Origin of the sequence: Paramicrobacterium chengjingii, from assembly GCF_011751765.2 — a bacterium.
GTDB lineage: Bacteria > Actinomycetota > Actinomycetes > Actinomycetales > Microbacteriaceae > Paramicrobacterium > Paramicrobacterium chengjingii.
Window position 1 is genome coordinate 478,657 of sequence record NZ_CP061169.1, and the last position, 23,643, is coordinate 502,299.

At 61.3% G+C, this 23,643-nt stretch carries 25 protein-coding genes and 3 tRNA genes; 17 read left to right on the forward strand and 11 right to left on the reverse strand.

All coding sequences use genetic code 11. The annotated features are described in order from the left end of the window. The first annotated feature begins 12 nt into the window (after nucleotides 1-12). From HCR76_RS02385 to HCR76_RS02405, 5 genes are all read left to right on the forward strand, one after another. Nucleotides 13-100, forward strand: a tRNA-Ser gene (locus tag HCR76_RS02385). A gap of 176 nt (nucleotides 101-276) precedes the next feature. Continuing rightward, the gene (locus HCR76_RS02390) at nucleotides 277-1,515 is read left to right on the forward strand and encodes an LCP family protein (RefSeq protein ID WP_166985022.1); all 1,239 of its coding nucleotides are present in this window, start codon (nucleotides 277-279) and stop codon (nucleotides 1,513-1,515) included. Nucleotides 1,516-1,604: 89 nt separating this feature from the next. Continuing rightward, nucleotides 1,605-1,694 (forward strand) — tRNA-Ser (locus tag HCR76_RS02395). A 167-nt stretch (nucleotides 1,695-1,861) separates the two neighbouring features. Further along, the gene (locus HCR76_RS02400; protein ID WP_166985020.1) at nucleotides 1,862-2,068 is read left to right on the forward strand and encodes a CsbD family protein; all 207 of its coding nucleotides are present in this window, start codon (nucleotides 1,862-1,864) and stop codon (nucleotides 2,066-2,068) included. Between the two features lie 190 nt (nucleotides 2,069-2,258). Further along, the gene (locus HCR76_RS02405; RefSeq protein WP_166985018.1) at nucleotides 2,259-2,525 is read left to right on the forward strand and encodes a DUF7218 family protein; all 267 of its coding nucleotides are present in this window, start codon (nucleotides 2,259-2,261) and stop codon (nucleotides 2,523-2,525) included. 16 nt (nucleotides 2,526-2,541) lie between these two features. Here HCR76_RS02405 and HCR76_RS02410 read toward each other — a convergent pair whose 3' ends face one another. From HCR76_RS02410 to HCR76_RS02425, 4 genes are read right to left on the reverse strand one after another with little or no spacing between them, the layout of a single operon-like run. Next, nucleotides 2,542-3,147, reverse strand: a complete 606-nt coding sequence (locus HCR76_RS02410) for a DUF998 domain-containing protein (RefSeq protein WP_166985016.1) — start codon at nucleotides 3,145-3,147, stop codon at nucleotides 2,542-2,544. 41 nt (nucleotides 3,148-3,188) lie between these two features. Further along, nucleotides 3,189-3,602: a MarR family winged helix-turn-helix transcriptional regulator gene (locus HCR76_RS02415; protein WP_166985014.1), complete on the reverse strand. Its 414-nt coding sequence runs from the start codon at nucleotides 3,600-3,602 to the stop codon at nucleotides 3,189-3,191. Nucleotides 3,603-3,624: 22 nt separating this feature from the next. Next, nucleotides 3,625-4,569, reverse strand: a complete 945-nt coding sequence (locus tag HCR76_RS02420) for an alpha/beta hydrolase (RefSeq protein WP_166985004.1) — start codon at nucleotides 4,567-4,569, stop codon at nucleotides 3,625-3,627. A gap of 20 nt (nucleotides 4,570-4,589) precedes the next feature. Continuing rightward, nucleotides 4,590-6,497, reverse strand: coding sequence for an FAD-binding monooxygenase (locus HCR76_RS02425; protein ID WP_166985002.1), 1,908 nt, complete (start codon nucleotides 6,495-6,497; stop codon nucleotides 4,590-4,592). 158 nt (nucleotides 6,498-6,655) lie between these two features. On the opposite strand from HCR76_RS02425, the gene HCR76_RS02430 reads away from it, so the two are divergent. Then, on the forward strand, nucleotides 6,656-7,393 hold the full coding sequence (locus tag HCR76_RS02430; RefSeq protein WP_166985000.1) for an IclR family transcriptional regulator: 738 nt from the start codon (nucleotides 6,656-6,658) through the stop codon (nucleotides 7,391-7,393). A 13-nt stretch (nucleotides 7,394-7,406) separates the two neighbouring features. Here HCR76_RS02430 and crcB read toward each other — a convergent pair whose 3' ends face one another. The 3 genes from crcB to HCR76_RS02445 are packed head-to-tail and all read right to left on the reverse strand — an operon-like array spanning nucleotide 7,407 to nucleotide 8,992. Then, nucleotides 7,407-7,784 (reverse strand): fluoride efflux transporter CrcB, encoded by a 378-nt coding sequence (gene crcB, locus HCR76_RS02435; protein ID WP_166984998.1) that lies wholly within the window; start codon nucleotides 7,782-7,784, stop codon nucleotides 7,407-7,409. Further along, nucleotides 7,781-8,218: a fluoride efflux transporter FluC gene (locus HCR76_RS02440; protein ID WP_166984996.1), complete on the reverse strand. Its 438-nt coding sequence runs from the start codon at nucleotides 8,216-8,218 to the stop codon at nucleotides 7,781-7,783. The genes crcB and HCR76_RS02440 overlap by 4 nt, the downstream gene beginning before the upstream one ends. A 12-nt stretch (nucleotides 8,219-8,230) precedes the next feature. Then, on the reverse strand, nucleotides 8,231-8,992 hold the full coding sequence (locus tag HCR76_RS02445) for a GntR family transcriptional regulator (protein WP_166984994.1): 762 nt from the start codon (nucleotides 8,990-8,992) through the stop codon (nucleotides 8,231-8,233). 274 nt (nucleotides 8,993-9,266) lie between these two features. On the opposite strand from HCR76_RS02445, the gene ehuB reads away from it, so the two are divergent. The 4 genes from ehuB to ehuA are packed head-to-tail and all read left to right on the forward strand — an operon-like array spanning nucleotide 9,267 to nucleotide 12,333. Continuing rightward, nucleotides 9,267-10,175, forward strand: a complete 909-nt coding sequence (gene ehuB, locus HCR76_RS02450) for an ectoine/hydroxyectoine ABC transporter substrate-binding protein EhuB (RefSeq protein WP_166984992.1) — start codon at nucleotides 9,267-9,269, stop codon at nucleotides 10,173-10,175. A gap of 1 nt (nucleotide 10,176) precedes the next feature. After that, the gene (gene ehuC / locus HCR76_RS02455) at nucleotides 10,177-10,905 is read left to right on the forward strand and encodes an ectoine/hydroxyectoine ABC transporter permease subunit EhuC (RefSeq protein WP_166984990.1); all 729 of its coding nucleotides are present in this window, start codon (nucleotides 10,177-10,179) and stop codon (nucleotides 10,903-10,905) included. Beyond that, nucleotides 10,902-11,558, forward strand: a complete 657-nt coding sequence (gene ehuD, locus HCR76_RS02460; protein WP_166984988.1) for an ectoine/hydroxyectoine ABC transporter permease subunit EhuD — start codon at nucleotides 10,902-10,904, stop codon at nucleotides 11,556-11,558. The genes ehuC and ehuD overlap by 4 nt, the downstream gene beginning before the upstream one ends. Continuing rightward, nucleotides 11,542-12,333 (forward strand): ectoine/hydroxyectoine ABC transporter ATP-binding protein EhuA, encoded by a 792-nt coding sequence (ehuA, locus tag HCR76_RS02465; RefSeq protein WP_198248124.1) that lies wholly within the window; start codon nucleotides 11,542-11,544, stop codon nucleotides 12,331-12,333. The genes ehuD and ehuA overlap by 17 nt, the downstream gene beginning before the upstream one ends. A 121-nt stretch (nucleotides 12,334-12,454) precedes the next feature. On the opposite strand, the gene HCR76_RS02470 is transcribed toward ehuA, so the two are convergent. Continuing rightward, nucleotides 12,455-12,847, reverse strand: a complete 393-nt coding sequence (locus HCR76_RS02470; RefSeq protein WP_198248125.1) for a DUF5997 family protein — start codon at nucleotides 12,845-12,847, stop codon at nucleotides 12,455-12,457. 62 nt (nucleotides 12,848-12,909) lie between these two features. Here HCR76_RS02470 and HCR76_RS02475 point away from each other — a divergent pair, with 62 nt between their 5' ends. Continuing rightward, nucleotides 12,910-13,701 (forward strand): LysR family substrate-binding domain-containing protein, encoded by a 792-nt coding sequence (locus tag HCR76_RS02475; protein ID WP_166984985.1) that lies wholly within the window; start codon nucleotides 12,910-12,912, stop codon nucleotides 13,699-13,701. A 27-nt stretch (nucleotides 13,702-13,728) separates the two neighbouring features. Here the strand turns inward: HCR76_RS02475 and HCR76_RS02480 are convergent, their stop codons facing one another. Further along, entirely contained in the window at nucleotides 13,729-14,838 is a 1,110-nt protein-coding gene (locus HCR76_RS02480) for a VIT1/CCC1 transporter family protein (RefSeq protein ID WP_166984983.1), read from the reverse strand. A 291-nt stretch (nucleotides 14,839-15,129) separates the two neighbouring features. Here HCR76_RS02480 and HCR76_RS02485 point away from each other — a divergent pair, with 291 nt between their 5' ends. Continuing rightward, nucleotides 15,130-15,600: a hypothetical protein gene (locus HCR76_RS02485; RefSeq protein ID WP_166984981.1), complete on the forward strand. Its 471-nt coding sequence runs from the start codon at nucleotides 15,130-15,132 to the stop codon at nucleotides 15,598-15,600. Nucleotides 15,601-15,626: 26 nt separating this feature from the next. Here the strand turns inward: HCR76_RS02485 and mgrA are convergent, their stop codons facing one another. Beyond that, nucleotides 15,627-16,685 (reverse strand): L-glyceraldehyde 3-phosphate reductase, encoded by a 1,059-nt coding sequence (gene mgrA / locus HCR76_RS02490; RefSeq protein WP_166984979.1) that lies wholly within the window; start codon nucleotides 16,683-16,685, stop codon nucleotides 15,627-15,629. A 151-nt stretch (nucleotides 16,686-16,836) separates the two neighbouring features. Between mgrA and HCR76_RS02495 the strand changes: the two genes are divergently transcribed. Then, nucleotides 16,837-16,909: transfer RNA gene (locus HCR76_RS02495), tRNA-Arg, on the forward strand. Between the two features lie 83 nt (nucleotides 16,910-16,992). Here HCR76_RS02495 and HCR76_RS02500 read toward each other — a convergent pair. Continuing rightward, on the reverse strand, nucleotides 16,993-18,717 hold the full coding sequence (locus tag HCR76_RS02500; protein ID WP_166984977.1) for a hypothetical protein: 1,725 nt from the start codon (nucleotides 18,715-18,717) through the stop codon (nucleotides 16,993-16,995). A 221-nt stretch (nucleotides 18,718-18,938) separates the two neighbouring features. On the opposite strand from HCR76_RS02500, the gene HCR76_RS02505 reads away from it, so the two are divergent. The 4 genes from HCR76_RS02505 to HCR76_RS02520 all read left to right on the forward strand — a co-directional run bounded on the left by HCR76_RS02505 (nucleotide 18,939) and on the right by HCR76_RS02520 (nucleotide 23,547). Continuing rightward, complete coding sequence (locus tag HCR76_RS02505) at nucleotides 18,939-19,517, forward strand: hypothetical protein (RefSeq protein WP_166984975.1); 579 nt, start codon at nucleotides 18,939-18,941, stop codon at nucleotides 19,515-19,517. 239 nt (nucleotides 19,518-19,756) lie between these two features. Continuing rightward, nucleotides 19,757-21,169: an FAD-dependent oxidoreductase gene (locus HCR76_RS02510; protein WP_166984967.1), complete on the forward strand. Its 1,413-nt coding sequence runs from the start codon at nucleotides 19,757-19,759 to the stop codon at nucleotides 21,167-21,169. Between the two features lie 144 nt (nucleotides 21,170-21,313). After that, on the forward strand, nucleotides 21,314-22,669 hold the full coding sequence (locus tag HCR76_RS02515) for an MFS transporter (protein ID WP_166984965.1): 1,356 nt from the start codon (nucleotides 21,314-21,316) through the stop codon (nucleotides 22,667-22,669). 74 nt (nucleotides 22,670-22,743) lie between these two features. Next, the gene (locus HCR76_RS02520; protein ID WP_166984963.1) at nucleotides 22,744-23,547 is read left to right on the forward strand and encodes an IclR family transcriptional regulator; all 804 of its coding nucleotides are present in this window, start codon (nucleotides 22,744-22,746) and stop codon (nucleotides 23,545-23,547) included. Nucleotides 23,548-23,643 lie beyond the last annotated feature (96 nt).

Sequence of the window (23,643 nt, forward strand, 5' to 3'; positions counted from 1 at the left end):
TTTCGACGGTGAGGAGGGCTGTCCGAGCGGCCGATGGAGCTGGTCTTGAAAACCAGTGGGCAGAAATGTCTCGTGGGTTCGAATCCCACGCCCTCCGCCATTTTTTCGCACGACGAGAGAGTCGCTTCAGTAAAGCTTCGGCAACTCTCGAGCATCCTTCAATCGGATTTTCAGCAGTGTATGCGTAAAATCGAACATCCGAAGCCGTTTGCCCCCTATTATCACGGGTCGAAGAACGGCATCGTGTGAATCTGTCCCCTGTGAGAGGAAACTTCAGTGGCGCGACGAGCCGAAGCCGTTGCACGTCACGGCAAGCTGCCGAGGCGCAGTCCGTGGACGAGTGTCGGCAAGTTCGTCGCAGCAAGCCTCGCAGTCGTGCTGGTGAGCACGTCTGCTGTTGTCGCGTGGGCGATCGCTGATGTAGTGCAGACGGCGCCTGAAGGCGTGACGCTCGCTGGGGAGACGCCGGGGCAGGTGATTCCCGACATCAACTCGATCGAGGGTGGCGCTAACGTTCTTGTGATCGGCAGCGACAGCCGCGAGGGCCAGGGTGACGGCTACGGCAAGCACGAAACAGCGAAGCTCAACGATGTGACGATGCTTTTGCACATCGCCGAAGACCACAGCAATGCCACAGTCGTGAGCTTTCCCCGCGACATGTACGTGCCGATTCCCTCCTGCCCGAAGGTCGACGAGAACGGCAAGCCGACGGGCGAGAACAGTTATGCGATGAGCTCGCAGAAGATCAACACGTCGCTCTCGTACGGCGGCATGGCGTGCACGGTGCTCACCGTTGAAGCGCTGACGGGGCTCGACATTCAGTACGCCGCCATGGTGCAGTTCAACGGCGTGATCGCGCTCTCGAACGCGATCGGCGGCGTTGAAGTGTGCCTGGCTGAGTCGATCAAAGACTCGAAGACCGATCTCGACCTGCCCGCAGGCCAAGTCTCACTCAAGGGCAAAGACGCGCTGCAGTTTCTGCGAACGCGGCACGGCGTCAGTGACGGGTCTGACTTGGGGCGTATCAGCAACCAGCAACTGTTCCTCTCTGCGTTGGTTCGCGATCTCAAATCGGCTGAGACTCTCACCGACCCGGTGAAGCTTTACAGCATCGCCAAGGTCGCGGCGACGAACATGACGTTCTCGACGAGTCTCAACAACATCAACACGATGGTGGGGCTGGCCAAGTCGCTGTCTGAGATTCCGACGGACAAGATCACGTTCGTGCAGTACCCCAACTATTACGAGGGCGACGGCGTTGCTCCGCTGACCAGTGACGCCGAGACGCTCATGGAGGCCATCAAGGCCGATAAGAACCTTTCGGTGACGGGTGGCACGGGCGGTTCGATTCCTGAAGATGGTGAGACGACAGCGCCCCCGGCAACGACCGACCCGAGTGCGACCGAGACACCCGATTCGACGGAGGCACCTGACGATGGAACGGTGGAGCTTCCCGATTCGATCCACGGCCAGAACGCCTCGCAGGTGACGTGCGCCGACGGAAACGGGTACTGATCTGGGCGTCGTCGGGTACGGCATCCGCATGATTCGCCGCTGAGGCTCTCACCCGTTATGATTGAACCCGCGCTCTTCGCGGAGCGCATGGAGACGTCGCATAGTCCGGCCGAGTGCACCACCCTGCTAAGGTGGAGTCCCCTCTAAGGGGACCGAGGGTTCAAATCCCTCCGTCTCCGCACTTGTGATGTCTCGGCGCATCGTGTACCAATGAGTCGAGCCTCGGGCTTTCTATTGCTTAGGGCCTGTGTAGATATGCGCGTCAGACTGGGTATTCCTGCGAACCGCTTGGCGCAGGCGACTTCGCGCCGTAAGGTGAAGTTACAACTCACAAAGGGGGTCTCATATGGGTTTCGGAGACAAGATCAGCAACGCTGCCGAAGACGCTAAAGGCAAGGCCAAGGAGAAGATTGGCGACGCTACGGACAACGAGAACCTCGAGAACGAGGGTCGCGCTGACCAGGCAAGCGCCACAGCCAAGAAAGTCGGCGAGAACGTCAAGGATGCCGCTGATAACGCCAAAGATGGCGCAAAGGATTTATTCAACAAATAGCGCGTTGCGCTACTGAGACGTGACGCCCTCGCGAGAAATCGCGAGGGCGTCACGATTTTTCGGAGATCGACAGCCTCGGAAGTTCGCCAACTTGACGCAGATGTGAGTTGCCTCTGCATCGCTCTAATTCGCGTGCACTCGCCGTATCGTCGCGATTAGTAGCATCATTCACAGAAAGAGGTGAGCCACAATGCCTGGACGCAAGAACTCAAGCCTCAAGAAGCCCGACATGTACGAGAAACTGCGTGGTGAGGGAGCGTCGAAAGAAAAGGCAGCGCGCATTTCGAACGCTGCTGCGAACCGCGGAAAGTCGAAGGTCGGCCGCAAGGGCGGTAAGGCTGGCGACTACGACGATTGGACCGTTGACGAATTGAAGTCCCGGGCCAGAGAACTCGGCATCAGCGGGTACTCCGGCAAGCGAAAATCGGAAATTATCGGGATGCTACGGAATCACTGACGGGCGCTCGCTCTCGTCACTGCACGAGGAGGACCCCGAGCGCTGCCGTCACGTAGAAGACGTTGACACCGAGAATGAAGACTCGCTCCGAGAGCCCGAACACTCGCGTGCGCAGCGGCTGAATGACGAGAGCTGCAACAAGAGCGATGAGCGCGATGAGCGTGATTGTCGACACCGCAGACAGAGTGACGTCCAGAGGGCTCGGCGTCAGAGGTGTGAGCAGGCGCGTGAGGTTGCCCATGCACGCGTAACTCAGTGCAAACCAAGCGATTGCGGCGAGCAGGTGAAACCGGCCGATCGTTGTCGTCTTCTGCCCCTCCAGGTCGGTCGGGAGAAACGGGAGGACGATGAAGATCACGGTGAGCACAAGAAAGCAGACAGTGACGCCTGTCAGGTCGCTCCACGACGGGAATCCGCTGATCAGGGTGCCTGCGAGGGCCAGCCACATTGCGCCGGTCGTCCACGTCATTGCCGAGCTCAGGGTTCGTGTTCGCCCGACGGCATAGTCGCTGACGGCGTGCCTGATGGGACTGTATTCATGAGAGACGATGTGAAGCGCAATGAACATCGCCAGGCGGGCGACTCCCAAAACGATGGTGGCAATGGCGAGGAAGGCGGTCATTTGTTCTCCTTGTGAGATTGACCATGGCGGTAGGTGAACGGTCAGTGGTAGGTGCGGACTTCGTCATGGAGAGCACGAATCGTCGCGGCGAGCCCTGTGGGATCGATCCCGACGGCCAGGGCATTGTCATCAAGCGACGTGCCGAGCTCGAGTGAGCAACGTCGCAGAACATCAGCTCCGTCGTCCGTCAGGCGTAGCCGGCGAATGTTGCCGCTGCCTGTTCCAGCGGCGTCATGGATCAGACCGCGCGTGAGCAGTGACCGCACGATTCCACTTCCCGCGGCCTCGGTGACGCCGAGAGCGCCCGAGAGGTCGCGCCCGGTGAGCCCGGCGTGCTCCGAGATGATGACGAGCGCCACGTAGCGATTGACGTTGAGTCCGTGCGGGCGCAAGATCTTCTCGGCCATGCGGTCGAGCGTGCGAACCAGGTCGTGCAGTTCGTATGCGAGATCCATACGACTAACTTAAGGCCTTAAGTTAGTCGAGCGCAAATTCTGTGACGATGTCGACTGCCGCGCGTGAAATTTGGCGACGGGCGGCGTCATCGCTGACCGTCGGTGTGCCGTCTCCCGATTGCGTGCCGTAGTCACCGAACTGAGCGTGCGAGGCGCCCTCGATCGCGACGAAGACAGTGTCGGCGGGGAGATTCTGGTGCGATGCCTCGATCTTCTCTGGCGTCGACAGGCCGTCACGAGTACCAGAGATGGATGCTGCAGAGATGTCTGCACCGCTGATGTCTGACGCGGGATACGACGCGAACAGGATCAGACCAGACGCGGTGCTTTCCGTCGAAGCAAGCTGAGCCGCGACAGTTCCGCCGAGGGAATGCCCACCGATCACCCACTCGGCGACGTCGGGATGCGCCGCGCGTGACGCGTCGAATGCGGTGAGAGAGAGGAAAGCGATCCCGAGGGGCTGCTTCGCAATCACGACGGTGTGCCCCAATTCCGCCACGGGGCGCAGAACTGCAGCATAGGCGCGAGCGTCGACGAGCGCACCGGGCTGGAAGAACAAGCCGACGCCCGCGTCCCCGACTGCCGGGGTAAACGTGATCGACGTCGCTGTCTCGGTCACCGTCACATCGGTGTCCGACATCATCGCCGTGAGCGACGGATCGGTCGCGGTGTGAGGTCGCAGCCAACCGACGATCGCGATTCCAGCGATGGCGAGAAGCGTGGTCGTGACTCTGCCGACCGTGCGCCATCGTCCGCGACCGCGCTCGCGCGTGCCCACGGAAACGAGCGCGCCGATTGCCAGCAGCGTGGTGACCCCCAGCACCACAGCATATGCCGGATGCCCATGCACAATGCCGCCCCACTCTGTTGCGCACGCCCAGACGACGACAGCGAGCGCAGCCAGCGCGCACAGCCTCGTGATTCGCGCCGCCGTACGCCGGGTCTCAGACGTGTGATGCGCGCGCATGAGCCCAATCTACGCCGAGGTCAGTTGGCGTGTTGCTCCGGATTCTGGACAAGCAGGCTCTGGTTGAAGAACGCCGTGAGCTCCTCTGTTGCAGCCAACGGCAGCACGTGTGCCACGTATTGGTCAGGTCGTACCACCACGACAGCTCCGTCGCGACTGATACAGCGCTGCTCAAAGATGTCGTCGCCGCTGAGCGTGCCATAGACCTTCTCGTAATCGACAAGCTGAAACGGGCCGCTCTTCGGACGGAAGAGTGGAGGCACCCGGCCGAAGTCCACGCCCTCCAGGCGCTGCTGGTAGATCACCTTGACGTCGAACAGGTTGTCGATGTCGGCGCCCTTCGGTGTAAATCGACGCACGGGGGAGTGCGGTGAGTCGTGCATCCACTCGGCCCACGCGGTGAGTGCCGACGGCTCGCCTGGCGCGGCGGCATCCGCAAAGGCATACACGCGCCAGCGTCCGTCTGCGCGCGCGTGATGGCCCAGGTGAATCGGGTTGGTGTCACCGATGCGAACGACGCGTGACGATTTAAAGCGCTTGCCAATGGGGAAGCCGGCAGCGAGCTCTTGATGCGACGCCTCGCCCGTGATGATCGACGGCTTGTACTGCGTCATGAAGCCGGCTGGAAACTCCGCTGTCGCTGTGTAGAAGTCGCTCAACTCTTTGGGGTTTGCAAACTCCTCGGGCTTCTTCGCCATCATCGTCGACCATTCCTTGTCGAAGTCGATGAGATTCTGCGCGATCTCTTGCCGTTCGCCCGAGTACGTGCACAGCAACTCGTCCGGGCTGGCGCCCGAGAGCACCTGGCCGAGCTTCCAGCCAATGTTGAAGCCGTCTTGCATCGAGACGTTCATGCCTTGCCCTGCCTTAGCGCTGTGGGTGTGGCATGCGTCGCCCGCAATGAACACGCGCGGCATTGTCGTCTCGGTCTGCTGCTCGGGCACGTTGTCGAATTTGTCAGTCACGCGATGGCCCACCTCGTAGACGCTCCACCAGGCAACGTTGCGCACCTCGAGCGAATACGGGGTGATGATGTCGTTGGCCTTTGCGATGATCGCTTCGATAGGCGTGTTGCGCACCTCGTGGTTGTCGTCGGTGCCCACAACACCGAGGTCGACGTACCAGCGGGCGAGGTAGCCACCCTCGCGGGGAATGAGCAGAATGCTGCCGGACTCCGACTGGATGGCGCACTTGGTGCGCACGTCGGGGAAGTCGGTTTCGGTGAGAACGTCCATGACACCCCACGCGTGAAATGCCTGGTCGCCGTCGAGGGTGCGGCCGATCGACTCGCGCACGGCGCTTCGGGCGCCGTCGCAGCCCACGACGTACTTCGCCGAGACCGTGCGGATTTCGCCCTGCCGCGCGCCTGCTGTGCTGCGCAGCCTGACGCTCACGGGGTACTCGCCCTCGTCGCGGACGGTGAGGTTTACGAACTCGTAGCCGTAATCAGGGCGGATGCGCCCGGGGCCGTTCTCGGCGCAGAATGCGAAGTAGTCGAGTACTCGAGCCTGGTTGACGATGAGGTGCGGAAACTCGCTGATGCCGTGCGGGTCGTCGTGCTCTCTCGCCGAGCGGATGATGTTCTGCGGGTTCCCCGGGTCGGGCGACCAGAAGTTCATCGAGGTGATCTCGTAGGCTTCGGCAATGATCGACTCAGCGAACCCGAACGCCTGAAACGTCTCGACGCTGCGGGCCTGGATGCCGTCGGCCTGGCCGACTTCGAGTCGCCCTGGTCGTCGCTCAACGAGCCGTGTTGTGACGCCGGGGTACTGCGAGAGCTGGGCGGCGAGGAGCATGCCCGCCGGCCCGGAGCCCACGATCAGAACGTCAGTCTCGTCGGGAAGTTCGGCCAGTCGGTCGAGGCCGGTGCCCGCAGCGGGTTGCACACGGGGATCGCCAGAGACGTAGCCGTGATGATGAAACTGCATTGTTCTCGATCCTTCCCTCAGACTGCGTCGTCGAGGTTTCTGCAAAGATGTCCCTGTGTTCTACTATTGAATACAACGTTCTACTATTAGATAATGCTAGGCGTGGGTGTACTGCCGTGCAAGTCACGCGCCAGGCAACGGCGCTGAAAGGGGGAGACATGAGCAACGGCGGTGCGCAGGGAACGCGGGCAGCGACGGGCGGAACAGCTGCCGCCTCGCAGACGCTGAGTCGCGGCATCCGCATTCTTGAAATTCTGGCCGATGCGTCATCGCCTCTGACGATCGATGAGGTTGCAGCGGAGCTCGGCGTGCATCGCTCGAACGCGTACCGGCTGTTGCGCACGCTGGAGGAACACGGGCTCGTCGGTCGCGACTCGTCGGGACGACTAGCGCTCGGCGCGCGCATGGCGTCCCTCGCCGCCGGCGTCGCTCATGATCTGCAGGCGGAGGCGCTGCCCGAGCTCACCACCGTGGCGAACGAGCTGGGAATGACGTGCTTTCTCGCGATTCGAGACCACGACATGTGCACAACGCTCGCGAGCATCGAACCGCGGCACGCGGTCGCCTCTGTCGCTCAGCGTCCGGGGGCCAGCCACCCGATCACGGTCGGGGCTCCGGGCAAAGCAATTGTTGCTCAGCTGCCCCGGAGTGAGTGGCCAGACGGCATGTCGCACGCACTGAGAGCTGAAGTTGAGAAGGTTGCGGCAGCGGGGTATGCCACGAGCCACAACGAGGTGATTCCCAGCGTGCAGTCTGTCGCCGTTCCGCTTGCCCTGCGTGGGCGGCAGCCAGCTGCGATTGCCGTTGTGCATGTCGCGCCCACCCTTGACGTGGAGCGGATCGTCGAACATCTCGGTCGGTCTGCCGCTGCGATCAAAGGTGCCCTCGGCGGGTGATTCGCGCTCATCGTCACAGCAGCGACATCAGCGCCCAGCCGAGCGCCGCAGCGGCGACGGCAAGCACAAGCATCCCGATGCCGTTGATCAGGCCGGCGAGCCAGCGGCCCTGCTGAGTGAGCCTGACGGTCTCGACACTCGCGGTGCTGAAGGTTGTGTATCCGCCGAGAAAGCCGGTGCCGACGATGAGTGCGACGCTTTCAGACACGAGCGCGCCCGCCGCCGCACCCATGAGCAGACCGAGCGCGAATGATCCGCTCACGTTAATCACCGCGGTTGCGTAGGGGAATGGTTTGCGCAGGCGTGCGGTGATGGCGCCATCAAGCCAGAAGCGCAGTGCGGCTCCGAGCCCACCGCACAGCGCGAGGGAGACGAAGACGAGCGGAGTCATGCGGTGCCCCCGTTCTGACTGCGGCGGCGATGAATGCCCGCACCAGCGACGACACCGAGCACCGTCGCGACAACGCCAATGACGACGGTCATCAGCGCGTAGCCGACGGCGATGCCGAGCGAACTGTCGACGAGGCGAGCCGTTTCGAGCGCGAACGTGCTGTAGGTCGTGAAGCCTCCGAAGAAACCCGTGCCGCCGGCAAGCCGAAGAACACGTCGTCGTCCCCTGTCGTCGCCGAACCGGCTGAGCGCTTCAAGAAGCACCCCGAGCCCAAACGCACCGAGAAGGTTGACCGTGAGTGTTGCGGCCGGGAACACCGTGTCGGGGAAGGCGAGAGCGATGGCGGCTCGGGCGGCGCTGCCGATTGCGCCGCCGGCTGCGACGAGGACGAGAAACCGCCACTGCCTATGCGGTGGCCGATGCGTGCTGTTCATCGTGGCGAGACGCTATGCGCGAGGCGACTCGATGATGGGCTCAAAGCTCGGCGGAGCGGCATCGGGAGGAGTCTCGACAGTCTCGACTTCGGCGTCCTTGCCGATCAGCCGGGAGACGGCGTCGTCGAACTGAACGCTGAGTGCTGCGACTGCCGCATCGACGTCGCCCGTGCGCATCGCGTCGAGAAGCGTCTCATAGGTGGGAGAGACGCTGCGGCGCACGACGTATCCGTTCGGGGAGCTGAAGCTGGCAATGCGCGTTTCGATGATGAGGGTGCTCATGTACTGCGAGAGACGACGGCTGCCCGCGGCATCCACGAGCGCTTGGTGGAACGCAATGTCTGCATTGCCGATCGCGCGGGCGTCCGTTCCCTCGCTCACCTCTATGAGTGCGGCATACGACTTTTCCAGTTGAGACAGCGCGACCGAGTCGCCACGTCGCATGACGCGGCGGAGTGACTCAGACTCGACGGCCATGCGTGCAGCATAAAGATCAGCGACATGCTCAGGCCCGATCTTGCTGACGCGGAGCCCGCGACCCGGCGTCGCCGTCAGCAGGCCCTCTTGCACGAGTCGCTGCATCGCCTCCCGGAGCGGGCTGCGGCTGACGCCGAGCTGGGACGAGATCTCGACCTCGCCGATTTGACCGCCGACGGGGAGCGCGCCCGAGAAGATGGCATTGCGCAGCTCAATCGCGATGAGATCAACCGTGGACGTGCGTGGAACTCGGAATACCGATACCGGCGCTCCCGAACGGCGTGTGCTCTGTGGCATGAGAGTTCCCTTGTGTCTGTGCGACTGAGCGGCGCACGATTGGCGGCTCATCGGCGAGCGAACCGGAAGGTCCCGGCGCGCTGGAACGAGCATAATCCGCGGTCAGCGAGCTAACCATAACAACTTTGTATACAAACAGACAATAAGCCTGTCGGAATGTGCGCGTGTCTGAGAATGGGCATAGGGTAGCCAAAGCCATCCCCAATTTCGGGCCGGGTCCCCGCTCACAATGAAGGGTGAGGGTTCGCCCCGTCACTACCGAAAGAGGAACACGATGACAAAGCGTCGAATGCTCGCCCGTACAGGCATTGCCGCGGTCGGAATCTTGGCACTCGGCCTCATGGCAGGGTGCAGCTCTGACTCAGGATCCGGTGGATCTGACGAATCAGGCAGCACTCTGCAGAAGGCCATTGATGCCGGCTCGATCACCATCGCCGTTGCCGACGAGCGTCCCTACTCGTGGGTTGACGACAACGGTGAAGCCCAGGGCGCCACAGTCGCCATGCACAAAGAGATCTTCAAGGCACTCGGTATCGACGAGGTCAAGGTCGTCGAGTCCGACTGGAACTCGCTGATTCCCGGCCTGAACGCCGGACGCTTCGATGTGATCAGCGCCGGAATGTCGATTCTTCCCGATCGCTGCGCGAAGGCAGCGTTCAGCGACCCGGAGATCATGTACACCACAACCCTGATGGTGCCCGAGGGCAATCCGGCAGGGCTGACCGACCTTGACTCGGTGAAGGCGACGAACGGTGACGTGAAGCTCGCCATCCTCGCCGGCGGCATTGAAGCCGGATACGCTGAATCGCTCGGGATCGAGAACACAGTCGAGGTCGACAACGCTCAGGACGGCATGGATCTCGTGTCCAACGGCCGCGCAGACGTCTTCGCAATGACCGCCATCTCGCTTAACTGGATGGCCGAGAACAACCCGGATGCCGGTGTCGAAACAACTGACGCGTTCGTTCAGGTCATTGATGGCGTCGAGCAGATCGGTGCCGGCTCGACAGTCTTCCGACAGGACGACACAGAGCTGCTTGATGCATACAACAAGGAACTCAAGAACATCACCGGTGATCCCGAGGAATACATGTCGCTCGTGGGCGATTATGGGTTCACCGAGGAGAACCTGCCGCCAGAGGACCTGACGACTGAGCAGCTTTGCGAAGGGGACCTGAGCTAGCTTGGGCGACAACATCGCGGCGCTCATCGGGGCGCTGCCGTTGGTGGGCGAAGGTGTATTGGTCACCATTCAGCTCACCATCGGCGGCGCTCTGCTGGCGCTTGTCATCTCTATTGGTCTCGGGCTCCTCGCGCGCTTCACGAACGTCGTTCTTCGAGGCACCGCGCGAGTCATCATCGAATTTTTCCGTGGTACGTCGCTCGTCGTCCAGCTCTTCTGGTTCTTCTACGTGATGCCACAGCTCGGCATCGAGCTGCCCGCAATGTTCGTCGGCATCCTCGCCCTGGGACTCAACTACGGGGCGTACGGTGCCGAGGTCGTTCGCGGATCGATCAACTCGGTGCCCTCCGGGCAGTGGGAAGCGACGACAGCGCTCAGCTTGAGCCGGTCTCAGCGCATGTGGCGCATTATCTTCCCGCAGGCGTGGGCGCTCATGATTCCGTCACTGACCAACCTACTCATTCAGCTTCTCAAGGGGACGGCGATCGTCAGCTTCATCACTTTGACCGATCTCACCTATGCGACAGATAAGCTGCGCAACTCGTCAGACACGTTCTTCGCCTACGGTGTGAGCCTCATCATCTACTTCCTCATTGCCTACGTGCTCACGCTCGTCATGAATGCACTTGAAGTGCAGGCCAAGCACAAGCTCGGTCGCGGTGAGTCGCTGAAGGAGGCCCTCAGCTTCCGCACTCCGCGGAGCGCCGACGGGAAGGCAGGCATCTCATGACCGGCCTTCAGTGGGATTGGACAATGGTCTGGGAGTCGCTCCCAGACCTGCTCATCAAATTCGTCGAAGTGACTTTGCTTGTCACCATCCTCGGAAGCATCATTGCGGCCGTTCTCGGCCTCATCATCGCGGTCGCGCGGCGTTCCGCACCGAGACCGATAGCCGCTGTGCTCACCTTTGTCGTGAACTTCATTCGAATGACGCCCATCGTCGTTCAGCTGCTGTTCGCGTACTACCTGTTTCTCGACCTGGACCCCGTGACGATCGGCGTGATCATCTTCGGCATCCATTACGCCACCTACATGGCGGAGGTGTACCGCGCCGGCATCGAGGCGGTTCCCGACGGCCAGTGGGAGGCAACGACCGCGTTATCCATGTCGCGCGGCCGAACATGGACGGCCGTTGTGATTCCACAGGCACTGAGATCGACGATTCCCGCGTTGGGAAACTACGTCATTTCGATGTTCAAGGACACCCCGTTCCTCATCGCGATCACTGTGACCGAGATGGTCAGAGCGGCTCTGGTCTTCGGCGGAAACCATTTCACCTACATCGAAGCAATAACGACGGCGGGCGTCATCTTCCTGATCGCCAGCTACCCCACGTCATTGCTCATCGGCCGATTGGAAAAGCGACTTGCCTTCTCAAACTGACACAGAGCCCGCAATCCGGTTCGACAACGTCGAAAAACGATTCGGCGACAACGTCGTGTTGCACGACTTGAACTTCAGCGTTGCGAAGGGTGACCGCGTCACGCTCATTGGGCCGAGTGGTTCGGGAAAGACGACGATTCTTCGCCTCGTCATGACGCTTGAAGAAGCGAACAACGGCTACATTTACGTTGATGGTGAGCCTCTGACTCATGAAGAGCGCGGCGGTAAGCGTGTCGAACTGAAAGAGAAGCACAAGAACGAGGTGCGCAAGCGCATCGGAATGGTGTTTCAGCAGTTCAACCTGTTTCCCAACATGACGGTCATGGAGAACCTCATTGAGGCGCCCGTGCACGTTCTGAAGATGTCGAAGGCCGACGCCATTGAAAAAGCGAAAGGTCTTCTCGAGAAGGTTGGTCTCTCGGACAAGGAGAACGCGCACCCTCTCGAGCTTTCGGGCGGGCAGCAGCAGCGCGTCGCTGTTGCTCGTGCGCTGGCGATGGACCCCGAGATTCTGCTGCTCGATGAAGTGACCTCGGCGCTCGACCCTGAGATCGTGGGTGAGGTGCTGAACATTCTGCGAGACGTGGCGAAAGAGACCGACATCACGATGCTGATCGTGACGCACGAGATGCAGTTCGCGCGCGACGTCTCAAACCGCGTGTTGATGTTCGATGGCGGAAAGATCGTTGAGGAGTCAGACCCAGAGACGATGTTCACGTCGCCGAAGGAGCAACGCACTCGAGACTTCCTCTCGGCGGTGCTCGGCAACAACTGACGCAACGCGTGTGTGCGCTGCCGTGACGTAACGGCGCACTCGTCAAAAAGGGCGAGGTTTCATCGCGAAACCTCGCCCTTTTTGACGAGTGTGTGGTGTGGGTGTGGTGTGGGTGCGCCGGTCAGCCCTTCGAAGCTGAGCGCTTCGCGGCATCCTGAGCCTTGACCCGGGCGTTTTCCTCGTGCACCTTGGCCTGGCGCGCTCGCTCGTGAACCAGCCATTCGGGCTTGGCGACGAGCAGTTCCTTGATCTGATCCGTTGTGAGCGGCTCAGTGATCTCTGCGCGGGCGAGGCCCGATGTCGAGACGCCGAGCTTACGCGCAACTTCCTGTCGCGGGTGCGGTCCATTGCGGCGCAGCTCTGCCAACCACTCGGGAGGATTCACCTGCAGCTCGTTCAGCTCTTCTCGGGTCACGGGCCCGTCGCGAAACTCGGGCGGAGCCGCAGAAAGCAGTATGCCGAGCTTCTTGGCGGCCGTTGCGGCTTTCATCGACTGAGATGTGGGTGCGCTCATAATGTTCCAGCGTACGTGAGTCGTGACGTAATACGCTTGCACAAGCGTGACGGGAGCGAAACATGGGCGAGAACACGACGGATGCTGTCGACGGGCGACGCCTGCGGGTGGCATTTGTGCCGGGCGTCACGCCGGACAAATGGTTTCGTACCTGGCGCGAACGCCTGCCCGACGTCGGGATCGCTGCGGTGCCGCTCGAGGATGAGCTCGAGCAGCGGCTGGTTCTGACAGACGGCCGTGCCGACATGTCGCTGGTGCGATTGCCGATCGACGACGAGGGGCTCCATGTGATTCCGCTCTACACCGAGAATCCCGTCGTGGTTGCGCCGAAGGGGCACCAGATCTCGGCGGTGGATGCCGTCGACATTGCCGAACTCGCAGATGAGCACCTGCTGCAGCATCCGGATGCTGTGCCAGAGTGGCGAGACGTCGCCCGCGAAGTCGCCGACGGAACACGTATCGACGTGCCGCCGATGACGCCGCGTGTCGCGATCGAGCTTGTCGGCGCCGGAGCCGGCATCGTGATTGTGCCGTTGTCGGTTGCGCGGCAGTTCGACCGCAAAGACGTGATTCGCAGACCCGTCAGCGGCGTGGCAGAGACCCGCGTGGCGCTCTGTTGGCCGGCCGATGCTGAGGGAGAACTCATCGAGCAGTTCATCGGCGTGGTGCGTGGGCGTTCGGCGAGAAGCACTCGATCGCAGGGGTCCGTTAAGGCGGAGCAAGAGGCGGCAAAGCAGCGTGCGGCAAAGAAGAAGGATGCCGCCCGGCGATCCGCAGAACAGGCGCGAGAACGCAAAAACGCAGACCGTGCTGCACGGCGCAAGGCGGGCGGGCGCAAGCGCGGGCGACGGTGACGGCCATCTGCGGCGTCGCCGATGCCGTCACGCCACGGAAGTGCCGAAAAGCAGTCCGAGCAGGTAGGTGACGAGTGCCGCCCCGTATCCGATGGCGAGCTGCCTCAACGCGCGCTTCACTGGGGAGGCCCCCGAGAGCACACCGACGATCGCACCGGTCACCAGAAGTGCGATGCCCACGAGCAGGGCCGCGATGATGATCGCGATCAATCCAGACGCGCCGAAGAGCAGCGGAATTACCGGGATAATCGCTCCAGACGAGAAGAAGCAGAAACTGGATGCTGCGGCACCCCACGCTGAGCCGATCGCCGAGTGGCTTTCGCTCTCGGTTTCAGACGGATGCTGCACAGCGTCGTCCCTGCCGTGTACGCACTCGAGACCGTAGAGGCGTTCGCGCGCGTGAGACTCAGCATCCTCTTCGGACATGCCGCGGGCGCGGTAAACCAGGGCGAGCTCATTCGCCTCGGCATCCAGGTTGGGCAGAATGTTCGTCGTGTCGGGGTTGGGGAGGGTGGAGCTGAGAAGTTCGCGTTGCGATCGCACTGAGACGAACTCCCCGGCGCCCATGGAGAGCGCGCCGGCGAGGAGGCCGGCGATGCCTGAGGCGAGAACGATCGCGCTTGAGACTCCCGTCGCCGCCATGCCGATCACGAGGGCGAGATTGGAGACGAGCCCGTCATTTGCGCCGAAGACAGCGGCTCGAAACGTTCCCGAGAGGCGCGTGCGTCCGCGGGCAGCGAGGCCACGCACCACTTCTTCGTGAATCTGCTCGTCTGCGGCCATGGCTTCGGTGGCGTCGGCGTCGGATCCATAGGGGGACCGGGCTTCTGCCTGTTGCATGAGGGCGAGCACGAAGATGGAGCCGAAGCGGCGGGCCAGAAACGCCAGCATTCTCGTGCGCATCTTCGTTCGGATGGGAAGCCCCACGTTCTCGCCGAGCAGGGCGACCCAGTGCGCTTCGTGGCGGCGCTCGGCATCGACAAGTCCGAGAAGGATCGCGCGTTCCTCACCGGAGCGCTTACTGGCGAGTTCTTCGTAGACGGCGGCCTCAGCGCGTTCGTCGGCGAGATACTGCCGCCAGCGTTTGACGTCTGCGGGGGTGGGGGTTCGGGGTGCGGCTGACTGAGCGTCGGTCACGGTTGTCTCCTGGTCGGCGGCCGGAGAAAACGACAAGACTCCGACCGTGTTCGGCCGAAGGTCTCGTTCGCCCGCGTACGGGTGGAGTGCCGGGCGCCTACCGTGGCACCAGTATGTCGACACTCCGCTTTGCCCGATGCTCCGGGCCGTGGGAACTACTCCCCTTCAAGCTCGGTAGTCTACCTGGAGGGTTCGGCGAAGACCAGGGCACGGATGCCGCAGGGCGGAACTGCCCGGCGTGTCGCCCGAACGTGGGCTATCAACGCGCCAACGAACGGTTAACATTAAGCCATGCTGCGGTATGGCAGAGAAGCGTTCATCGGCGTTGTTGCCGGAGCGATTCTCGGTGCCATTCTGTATATCGGATCGGCGACTCCGTCACTCGTCGCCGGGAGCTCGATCGCCGCGCAGCTGCTTCCCATTGGCCTCGCCGTGTCTGCGCTCGCCGGATCGCTCGTCGGCGTTGTCGTCGTGTTTGGCGCGCTTGTGGCGCTGGTGATTCGAGACCGAGAGCTCGATGCCACGCCGAAGACGCGCCAGAAGGCTGCAGCGTGTGGTGCAGCTGCCGGTGTGGTCGCGCTCACCGTCGGACTGTGGCTTATTGAGGGAGCCCCGGGCCTCGTGCAGGTATCAAGCCTCGCGCTCGTGGCAGTGTGCGCAGCGCTTGGCTCGTGGGGAGCCTGGGTCGGCGTTCGTCATGCAGACGCGCGCATCGCGCATGCCTCTGAGAGGCAGACCTCGCGGGGCCGCGCGTCGGTGTGACGGTTGAAAACCGCGGCATCCGGCCCCTAGAGCTCGCTTGACTTCGCCCAGATGTTCACGCCGGCATCGCCCGCGAACTCATCGATGCGCCGCAACTCCGCATCGCTGAAATCACGGTTGTCGAGCGCCGCGATATTCTCATCGAGCTGCTCGACACGCGATGCTCCGATGAGCGCCGATGTCACGGTGCGAAGCACCCAGGCGAGTGCCATCTGCGCAAGCGTCTGGCCGCGTTCCTGAGCGATGCTATTGAGTCCCTCAAGCCGACGCAGGTTGTCGTCGCTGAGCATGTCGTCGCTGAACGACCGGCGGTTTGTAGCGTGCTCCTCGTGCTTGCCGCCGAGAAACTTGTCGGTGAGAAGTCCCTGGGCCAGGGGAGTAAAGCCAATGGAACCCATGCCGGCGTCCGCAAGCGTGTCGGTGAGGCCGTCTTCGATCCACCGATTCAGCATGGAGTACGACGGCTGGTGGATCACGAGCGGTGTGCCGAGCGACCGTGCTACCTCAACGGCTTCGAGCGTGCGCTCGGGTGAGTACGACGAGATTCCGGCATACAGGGCCTTGCCCTGGCGCACTGCGGTGTCGAGTGCGCCGATCGTCTCGGCGACCGGCGTATTGGGATCGAACCGGTGCGAATAGAAGATGTCGACGTAGTCAACTGACATGCGCTTCAGCGACTCCTCGAGGCTCGACAGGAGGTACTTGCGGGTGCCGAGAAACCCGTATGGCCCGGGCCACATGTCCCAGCCCGCCTTGCTCGAGAGTATGAGCTCATTGCGGTATGGCTTGAAATCGCCGCGCATCATGCGGCCGAAGTTCTCTTCGGCGCTGCCGTAGGGCGGGCCGTAGTTGTTCGCCAGGTCGAAGTGGGTGATTCCCTTATCGAAGGCATGCCGCAGCACCTCACGCTGCCCGTCAAACGGCTTGTTATCACCGAAGTTGTACCAGAGTCCGAGCGAGATCGGCGGCAGCAGCAGGCCGCTCTCTCCGACGCGCCGATACCCGAAATTGGTATACCGATCTGCAGCGGCGATGTATGGCTGATGTGTCTCGGGCACGGGCTGGTCGAAGCGCTCTTCGTTCACCGTTTACTCCTTTTGCTGAGGGATGCTGTGAGGCAACTCATTTGAGAGTATCGATTCTGCCGGGCCAATGAGTGCGCGGTCATTTCGATTGGCGCGGGCACGGTTCGGTGATGTATCCTCTACTACGGCCCGCCACGCAGTTCTGGGCCATGCGCCACTAGCTCAACGGATAGAGCATCTGACTACGGATCAGAAGGTTGGGGGTTCGAATCCCTCGTGGCGCACGCTGTGTTGAGACAGTTCGAATCGGCTCGCGAAAGCGGGCCGATTTCGTTTTCTCCGGATTGTGAACCATTTCTCCACTGTCTCACGCCTTCACCACCCGCACGAACCGCACAGTCAGATCGTCTGCACCGTCGCCGAGCGACACCCGAAATGTCGTGTCGTCGTCGCTGAACGCGTCGTCGGGAAGCGCGATCGTCGCCGTCTTCCATTGGCCGTCACCCGTGCGCTCGATGTCTGGTGAAGACCAGTCGCCGACATCCACGGTGAACGCTCCAGAACCCGAGTCGAGGTACGTCACTTTCACTACAGGGCTCGATGATTCTGAGGATGCCGCGGCGAACCGCGCATCGAGCTCGAAGACGAAGCCGGTGTCGCCGTTCGCGGCATCCGTCACTAGCCCTTCGTGCGCCGTTCCGTTGTCTGGCTCGAACACTTCAGTGTGTACGTCTGCGTCTGAGCGGTGGGCAACCGAACCGGGCTTGTCAACCTGCACAAGCCAGCGTTCGAGATTGCGCACCCAAGGCCGGGTCTGCCACTCGCCGTTGAACGGCCCGGTCTCATCGCCTGCCCAGTAGGTGTCTTCAGCATCGCGCAGTGCAGCCCATGCATCCGGTGAGTTCTGCGCTGTGTGTCCCATCGACAGGCGCACCCAGTCCCAGAGCTTCGGGTACTCGGCAAAATACGACGGTTCCGGAACCACATAGATCCAGTTCGTTTGCAGCTGCAGAGCCTTGAGATTCGATTGCCGCACCGCGTAGTACGGATCGTCGGTCTCGTACCCGCACTCGTTGTAGCACTCGTTCTCGGTGGCGACAATGCGGCTTCCATCGTGCACGGGAAGCGTATCGTCGAGCGACATGTGACCGTTGGGCAGAATGTGCGAGCCGTAGGCAGGAGCTTCGCTCAAATGAAAGTTCGAAAGCTCGGTAATGCCGGTGCGAATGCCGAGTCCGGCATCGACAGCCTGCTTCGCAAGAAGGTCGTCATCGGTGCCGAAGGGACCCCACGGGTAGTCTTCGCCGGTGAAGACAAGTTTGTTCGCGTTGTCGCCGAACATGTCGGCGAGGTCGGTCCAGGCGTGGCCGTACCACGACAAATACGTCTCAAGGTCGAGATCTCCCGCGTCGACGGCGGCGGTGATCATCTCATAGTCGAACTCGGCCCAGGTAAACGCACCCGGAACATAGACGAAGGTGAGACGCTCATCGTCGGCGAGGCCGCTGTCGATGAACAACGTCTGGTAGGTGTCCATCAGATGACCCCACACGCACTCATTCCAGATCGGCAGATGCCGCTGGCCGTCGTAGTCGGGGCCATATGTCGATACCCCGCAATCGTCGACGACCCACTGCGGGGCCCACTCCTCGCCGCTCGCGAACACGCGCATCCAGAAGGTGTCCGGGCCCTCGAGCTGTTCATCGAGCGGCTCGAAGCTCATGTCCTGAGCCGTGCCGCTCGACTCGCGGTCCAGGGCGCCCGGTTCCGGCTGAATCTGCCCCCACGACACATCGACGGAGCGCGTATACACGTGGTCAGACGGGGACGCCTCCTCAGAGAAGAACCCTGAGTTTGCCGCCACACCCGCATCCGCTGGAAGGCTCCAGTCGTCGCCGTCGCGAATCGCGACGCCGTCACCGGCATCCAGAAAAGGAAACGCCGGCCCGTCGTCTGACGCGTTGACCTGCTCGGATGCCGCCGGGCCCTGCCCGCACGCGGTGACACTCGCGACGGTCAGAGCAAGTCCGACAGCGATCGCGCTGCGGAGCCTTCGGTTTCGGCCGGCCTGCTGGGTGATGATCTTGGTCACAATCGCCTCCGTGAGATTCTCAGGCGATTCTCGCTGATGTTGCGCGATCTGGGCCCAGATGATCACTTGCGGTGACCGTTTCAGCTCGATCAGTGGTCAGCATTCTCGCTGGAAAGAAGCCCGTGACGCGCCGATCGATCGTTGCAGAAACAGTCAATGCAGTTCGCTAGGGTGAACCGGATGCTGCTGTGGCAGCCACTGACGGACGACCGCCGTTCTGAGTGCAACCTTCGAGGAGTACCGCTATTCGTCGCCACGCTTTCGCCACCGCACTTGCCGCACTCGCGCTTCTCGGACTCGTCGGCTGCGCACCCGCCGACTCCGAGGCCGGCCCGACGAAGACGCCGTCCGTTCCGCAGAGCCTCGCGCCATCGGCCACGGACGTCGCCGTCGGCGAGCAGAACGCAGAAGAGCTGTGTGCGGCCGAGAGCTCGTCTGGATCCGACGACGTCTGCGTGCTCGAGAACACCGAGATCGACGGCAACATCGTTTTCGCCACACAACGGGTTGTGAAGCTCATCGGGGCAACGGTCACCGGCGCAGCATCCATCACGGGCGCAGACAGCGTCGTTGTAACAGATAGCACGGTGGAGGGCGACCTCGAGATGGCAGGAAACGTTGATGCTGTCGTCACGCAGAACTCGGTTGGGGCGACCCTGACCGTTGATGGCAGCAAGCACGGAACCGTCGAGAACAATACAGTCGCAGGCGATCTCAACTGCACGGGCAACGGTGCAGTGGAAGGCACCGGCAACTCGGTTTCGGGCACAGCTGCCAGTCAGTGCGCGAACGTAGTCTGATCCGCCGACGTCACAGCTCGAAGCTGGGGTCGAAAGGGGCCATCCGGCTCGACTCCGCCCGCATTCACTGCTCGATACGAATGCAAATGATGAAGAAGCGTCCGCCACTACGCAACTACTTTCTGGTTGCCAGACTTATGCCCTCTCGTGGCCCCGAATTCCTTGATTTTCTGCCGCAGAATCCGAAGGATTATCGACTAGCAGTAATACGATTTCGGATAGTAGAAAAGAGGCTGCTTATGAGCACCGACTACGACGTAGTGGTTGTCGGAGGAGGAACAGCTGGGTCATTCGCAGCAATTGCTGCAGCGACGACGGGCGCAAAGACTCTGGTAATTGAAAAGCAGGGCTATCTGGGAGGCATACTGTCTCTCGGCATGCACATGCTGGGAACGCTAGATCACGAAGGCTACTGGGCTCTCGGGGGACTCGGTCGAAAACTCATCCTCGACCTCGTGAATGAGGGATTCGCGACTCCTCCAATTACGGACTCGCTGTTTGGGGCGTTCAACTCGCAAGACGCTGAGGTCGCAAAGATCTTTCTCTTGCAGATGGCCAGTGACGCTGGCGTCGAGTTCTTGTTCCACTCGACGGTTATCGATGCCGAAACAGAGGGAGACGACGTTACATCGGTTCTCGTTGCGAACAAGGCCGGCACTCGCACGATCCGAGCGAAGAGTTTTGTGGATTGTTCCGGCGATGCCGATCTCGTCGCGCTGGCCGGAGGCGATTTCGTCTTCGGAAGTGGAGAGGTCTCAGCGCCACCACAGCCGGTGAGCAACATCTACAAGGTGAGCGGCGTCGACATTGAGCGAGTCTGGGATTACCTCGAAGCACACCCCGAGGAGTATAGAACCCCGCCCGGCTGGTCTGGGGAAACCTATTCGATGGAGTTCATTCGGAATACCCCGGGAATTCATTTTCATGCCTTTGAGAATCTCATTAGTGAGGCGAGGGTAGCTGGAGAATTCACCATCACACGAAATGCCGTTGGTATCTACACGTACCCGTGGAACAACGAGGTCGGCATCAATGTCACCCGCGTCCACGGGGTAGACGGTACAGATCCGGACGAAGTCTCTCGTGCCGAGTTAGAAACTCGGCTCCAGGTCTTGGAGAGCTTTCGGTTTCTCCGCAAGTATGTGCCCGGCTTCGAAAATTGCTGGCTTTCGTCCGTGCCGTTCCAGGTGGGCATAAGGGAGTCTCGCCATATTGTGACGGATCGCACACTGACGAAGGAAGATGTGCTCTCTGGGCGAGATTTCAGCGACCAAGTTGGTCGGGGTGCTTATCCACTCGACATTCATGATGTCCAGCCAAATAGCACGGTGCTAGGGAACGAAGTGGACGGTGGCGGCATCTCCCTCATCCGCATCGCGAAATCTTATGGCATCCCCCGTCGCTCACTAGTTCCGAACGGACTCAGCAACGTTTCTGTCGGTGGTCGTTGTATTGGGGCCGACCAGGAAGCCGCGGGTTCCGCCAGAGGACAAGCGGTTTGTATGGTTACCGGCCATGCTGCAGGAGTGATCGCGGCGCACTCCGCACTCCGCGGCCAAGGGGTTCTGGATGTTCCGATCGACGTATTGCAGAAAACTCTTGTTGAGCAAGGGGCGGTTCTCGCTCGGAACGAAAAGCCGCAGAGCAATTAGAGATTGTGGCTGATACCGCTGGTCGCGGTATCAGCCACCTCTCCTCTCGGAGGAACCCGAGGCGACTGTGCCAGGCGACAAACACGTCTGTGAACAGCTGACTCGCTCACGCTCCATGATCCTCACCGGAAAGGACACAACGACGTGCAAGATAACGTTCAGCCTGAGAATGCAGGAATCCAAAAGGTCGGAATATCCGCTCTGATCGGCAGCGCGATCGAATGGTATGACTTCTATATATACGGAACGGCCGCAGCACTCGTTTTCGGCACCCAGTACTTTCCAAGTTTCTCTCCCGTGGCCGGGACGCTTGCCGCCTTCGCGACATTTGCTGTGGGCTTCATAGCACGGCCTATCGGCGCCATCATATTCGGGCACTTTGGAGATCGCGTCGGCCGAAAGAATACGCTCGTGCTCACGCTGCTGATCATGGGGTGCGCAACTGTTTTGATTGGGGCGGTTCCCAATTACTCCACGATCGGAGTGTGGGCACCAATTGCTCTCACGGCTATTCGTTTCATTCAAGGCTTCGCCGTGGGAGGAGAGTGGGGCGGCGCAACGACAATGGTGGTTGAACACTCACCTCGGAAGAAGCGCGGATTCTATGGCGGCCTGCCACAGATGGGCGTCCCCATTGGTCTCGTACTCTCAACCGCAGTCTTTTCAGCAGTATCTGCTTTGCCCGACGACGATTTCATGTCCTGGGGATGGCGTATTCCCTTCTTCCTCAGCGCCCTTCTGATTCTGGTTGGCTTGCTGATACGGGTCAAGATTGAAGAAACTCCGACCTTTGCAGAGATGGCCAAGGCCGGGGGTAAAGCCAAGATCCCGTTCAAGGAGGCTCTGGTCCACGGCTGGAAGGAGATTCTCCTGACCGCGGCGCTCTACCTCGGCCACGGTGTACTTTTCTACGTGATCACGGTGTTCGTCCTTTCTTATGGCACGAGCGAGCTGGGATTGCCGGAGAGCCTTCTGCTGACGTGTGTGATGATCGCCGCTGGTCTGGAAATTCTGTTGGTACCCGCATTCGGAGCGCTCTCTGACAAGCTCGGCAGGCGAACTGTGTATATCGCCGGTGCAGTCGGTGCAATAGTGATGGCTTTCCCCTTCTTTGCCGTGCTCGAAACTGGGTCCCCCATTCTGATCGGCGCGATCACAATTCTGGTAATCACCCTCTGCCACGCTGCGATGTACGGGCCGATTGCTGCCTGGTATGCGGAAATGTTCGGACCGAGCGTACGGTACACAGGAACATCGATCGGGTATCAGATTGGTGGCGCAATATCTGGGTTTGCGCCCATGATCGCTGGCGTTCTCGTCGGCACGACAGGTGGGGCTTCATGGCCTCTCGGCCTGATGTGGATGATTGCCGTTGGCATTGGAATTGCCGCCGCGCTGATTGCGAAGGAAACCAGAGGTGTGAGCCTGACAGCGAAAAGTCATCCTTCTGACTCTTCAGCCACTGAAGGAGTTGAAGTGGAGAATGTCGAAAGCCTTTAGACGCGATGTCATGAACGTGCAGATCGCTCAGGCTGTGAGTTTCGATACCGTGTAATCGAACACCGATTGGGTTTATGACAGAGAAGAAGGTGTACCGGCGACCAACGTACGCCATCACGTCGGTTGACCATGCGCTAAGACTCATCCAGATCATTCGAGACACGGGGGACTTGCGTGTTTCGGACGCGGCAGCAGAGCTGGGCATCGCGACGTCGACCGCTCATCGACTGCTTGCAATGCTCGTTTATCGTGGATTCGCCGTTCAGGATGACACACGAGCCTACGCGCCGGGTCCGGCGCTCGGAGTCGCTCCGTCAAAGGCACCATGGACGAGGGTGCTTCGAGACCTGCTTTATCCCCATGTTGAGCTGCTCGCCGATCGACTCAATGAGACCGTTAGCCTCATGTTTCGTGTTGGCGGCAAAGTCAGGCTCCTGACCAGTGTGGAGGCCGCCAACGTGCTGCGGGTCGGCGATCGCACCGGTGTAGTTCTCAATGCGCGTGATGCTTCTGGCGGGAAGGCCCTGCTCGCCGAAGTCGATCGCGCGAGCGTTGAGCGACTCTATCGCAGCCGTTCGGCCGAGCTGGCAGGAGAATATCTGGCCGATCGAGAGTTTGCCCGCATTCTCCGCGAGCTCGATGACGTGCGTACCCGTGGCTTTGCGCTCAACAACGAGGAGACAGAGCCTGGAGTCTGCGCAATCGGCGCGAGCCTGCGCGATGTACGTGGCCGTCCCGTCGCTGCGTTCAGCGTTGCAGTTCCAGCGACGCGCAGGGGCCTTCTCCGCGAGAGCAAAGTTATCGCGTTCGTGCGAGAGGCCCGGAGTGACATGGAAGTTGAGTTGCGGACTAATGACTTCGACGCCACGATTCGTTAGCGTGGCCCCAAAATTTGCGGCACCGTTGAGAGTATCGAGAAACGGACAGAACCTGACAGCGCGAAATGAGCTCAGTCTCTCGATCTAGCTTGTACC

Excerpts from the sequence above, each read along its gene's own strand:
- HCR76_RS02475 (WP_166984985.1), top strand. The coding sequence starts at position 12,910 with ATGGGCGAGAACACGACGGATGCTGTCGACGGGCGACGCCTGCGGGTG.
- HCR76_RS02445 (WP_166984994.1), bottom strand. The coding sequence starts at position 8,992 with ATGCCACAGAGCACACGCCGTTCGGGAGCGCCGGTATCGGTATTCCGA.
- HCR76_RS02410 (WP_166985016.1), bottom strand. The coding sequence starts at position 3,147 with ATGACCGCCTTCCTCGCCATTGCCACCATCGTTTTGGGAGTCGCCCGC.
- HCR76_RS02425 (WP_166985002.1), bottom strand. The coding sequence starts at position 6,497 with ATGCAGTTTCATCATCACGGCTACGTCTCTGGCGATCCCCGTGTGCAA.
- HCR76_RS02520 (WP_166984963.1), top strand. The coding sequence starts at position 22,744 with ATGACAGAGAAGAAGGTGTACCGGCGACCAACGTACGCCATCACGTCG.
- HCR76_RS02405 (WP_166985018.1), top strand. The coding sequence starts at position 2,259 with ATGCCTGGACGCAAGAACTCAAGCCTCAAGAAGCCCGACATGTACGAG.
- HCR76_RS02400 (WP_166985020.1), top strand. The coding sequence starts at position 1,862 with ATGGGTTTCGGAGACAAGATCAGCAACGCTGCCGAAGACGCTAAAGGC.
- crcB (WP_166984998.1), bottom strand. The coding sequence starts at position 7,784 with ATGACTCCGCTCGTCTTCGTCTCCCTCGCGCTGTGCGGTGGGCTCGGA.
- HCR76_RS02430 (WP_166985000.1), top strand. The coding sequence starts at position 6,656 with ATGAGCAACGGCGGTGCGCAGGGAACGCGGGCAGCGACGGGCGGAACA.
- HCR76_RS02485 (WP_166984981.1), top strand. The coding sequence starts at position 15,130 with ATGCTGCGGTATGGCAGAGAAGCGTTCATCGGCGTTGTTGCCGGAGCG.
- ehuB (WP_166984992.1), top strand. The coding sequence starts at position 9,267 with ATGACAAAGCGTCGAATGCTCGCCCGTACAGGCATTGCCGCGGTCGGA.
- HCR76_RS02440 (WP_166984996.1), bottom strand. The coding sequence starts at position 8,218 with ATGAACAGCACGCATCGGCCACCGCATAGGCAGTGGCGGTTTCTCGTC.
- HCR76_RS02510 (WP_166984967.1), top strand. The coding sequence starts at position 19,757 with ATGAGCACCGACTACGACGTAGTGGTTGTCGGAGGAGGAACAGCTGGG.
- ehuD (WP_166984988.1), top strand. The coding sequence starts at position 10,902 with ATGACCGGCCTTCAGTGGGATTGGACAATGGTCTGGGAGTCGCTCCCA.
- HCR76_RS02420 (WP_166985004.1), bottom strand. The coding sequence starts at position 4,569 with ATGCGCGCGCATCACACGTCTGAGACCCGGCGTACGGCGGCGCGAATC.
- HCR76_RS02415 (WP_166985014.1), bottom strand. The coding sequence starts at position 3,602 with ATGGATCTCGCATACGAACTGCACGACCTGGTTCGCACGCTCGACCGC.
- HCR76_RS02470 (WP_198248125.1), bottom strand. The coding sequence starts at position 12,847 with ATGAGCGCACCCACATCTCAGTCGATGAAAGCCGCAACGGCCGCCAAG.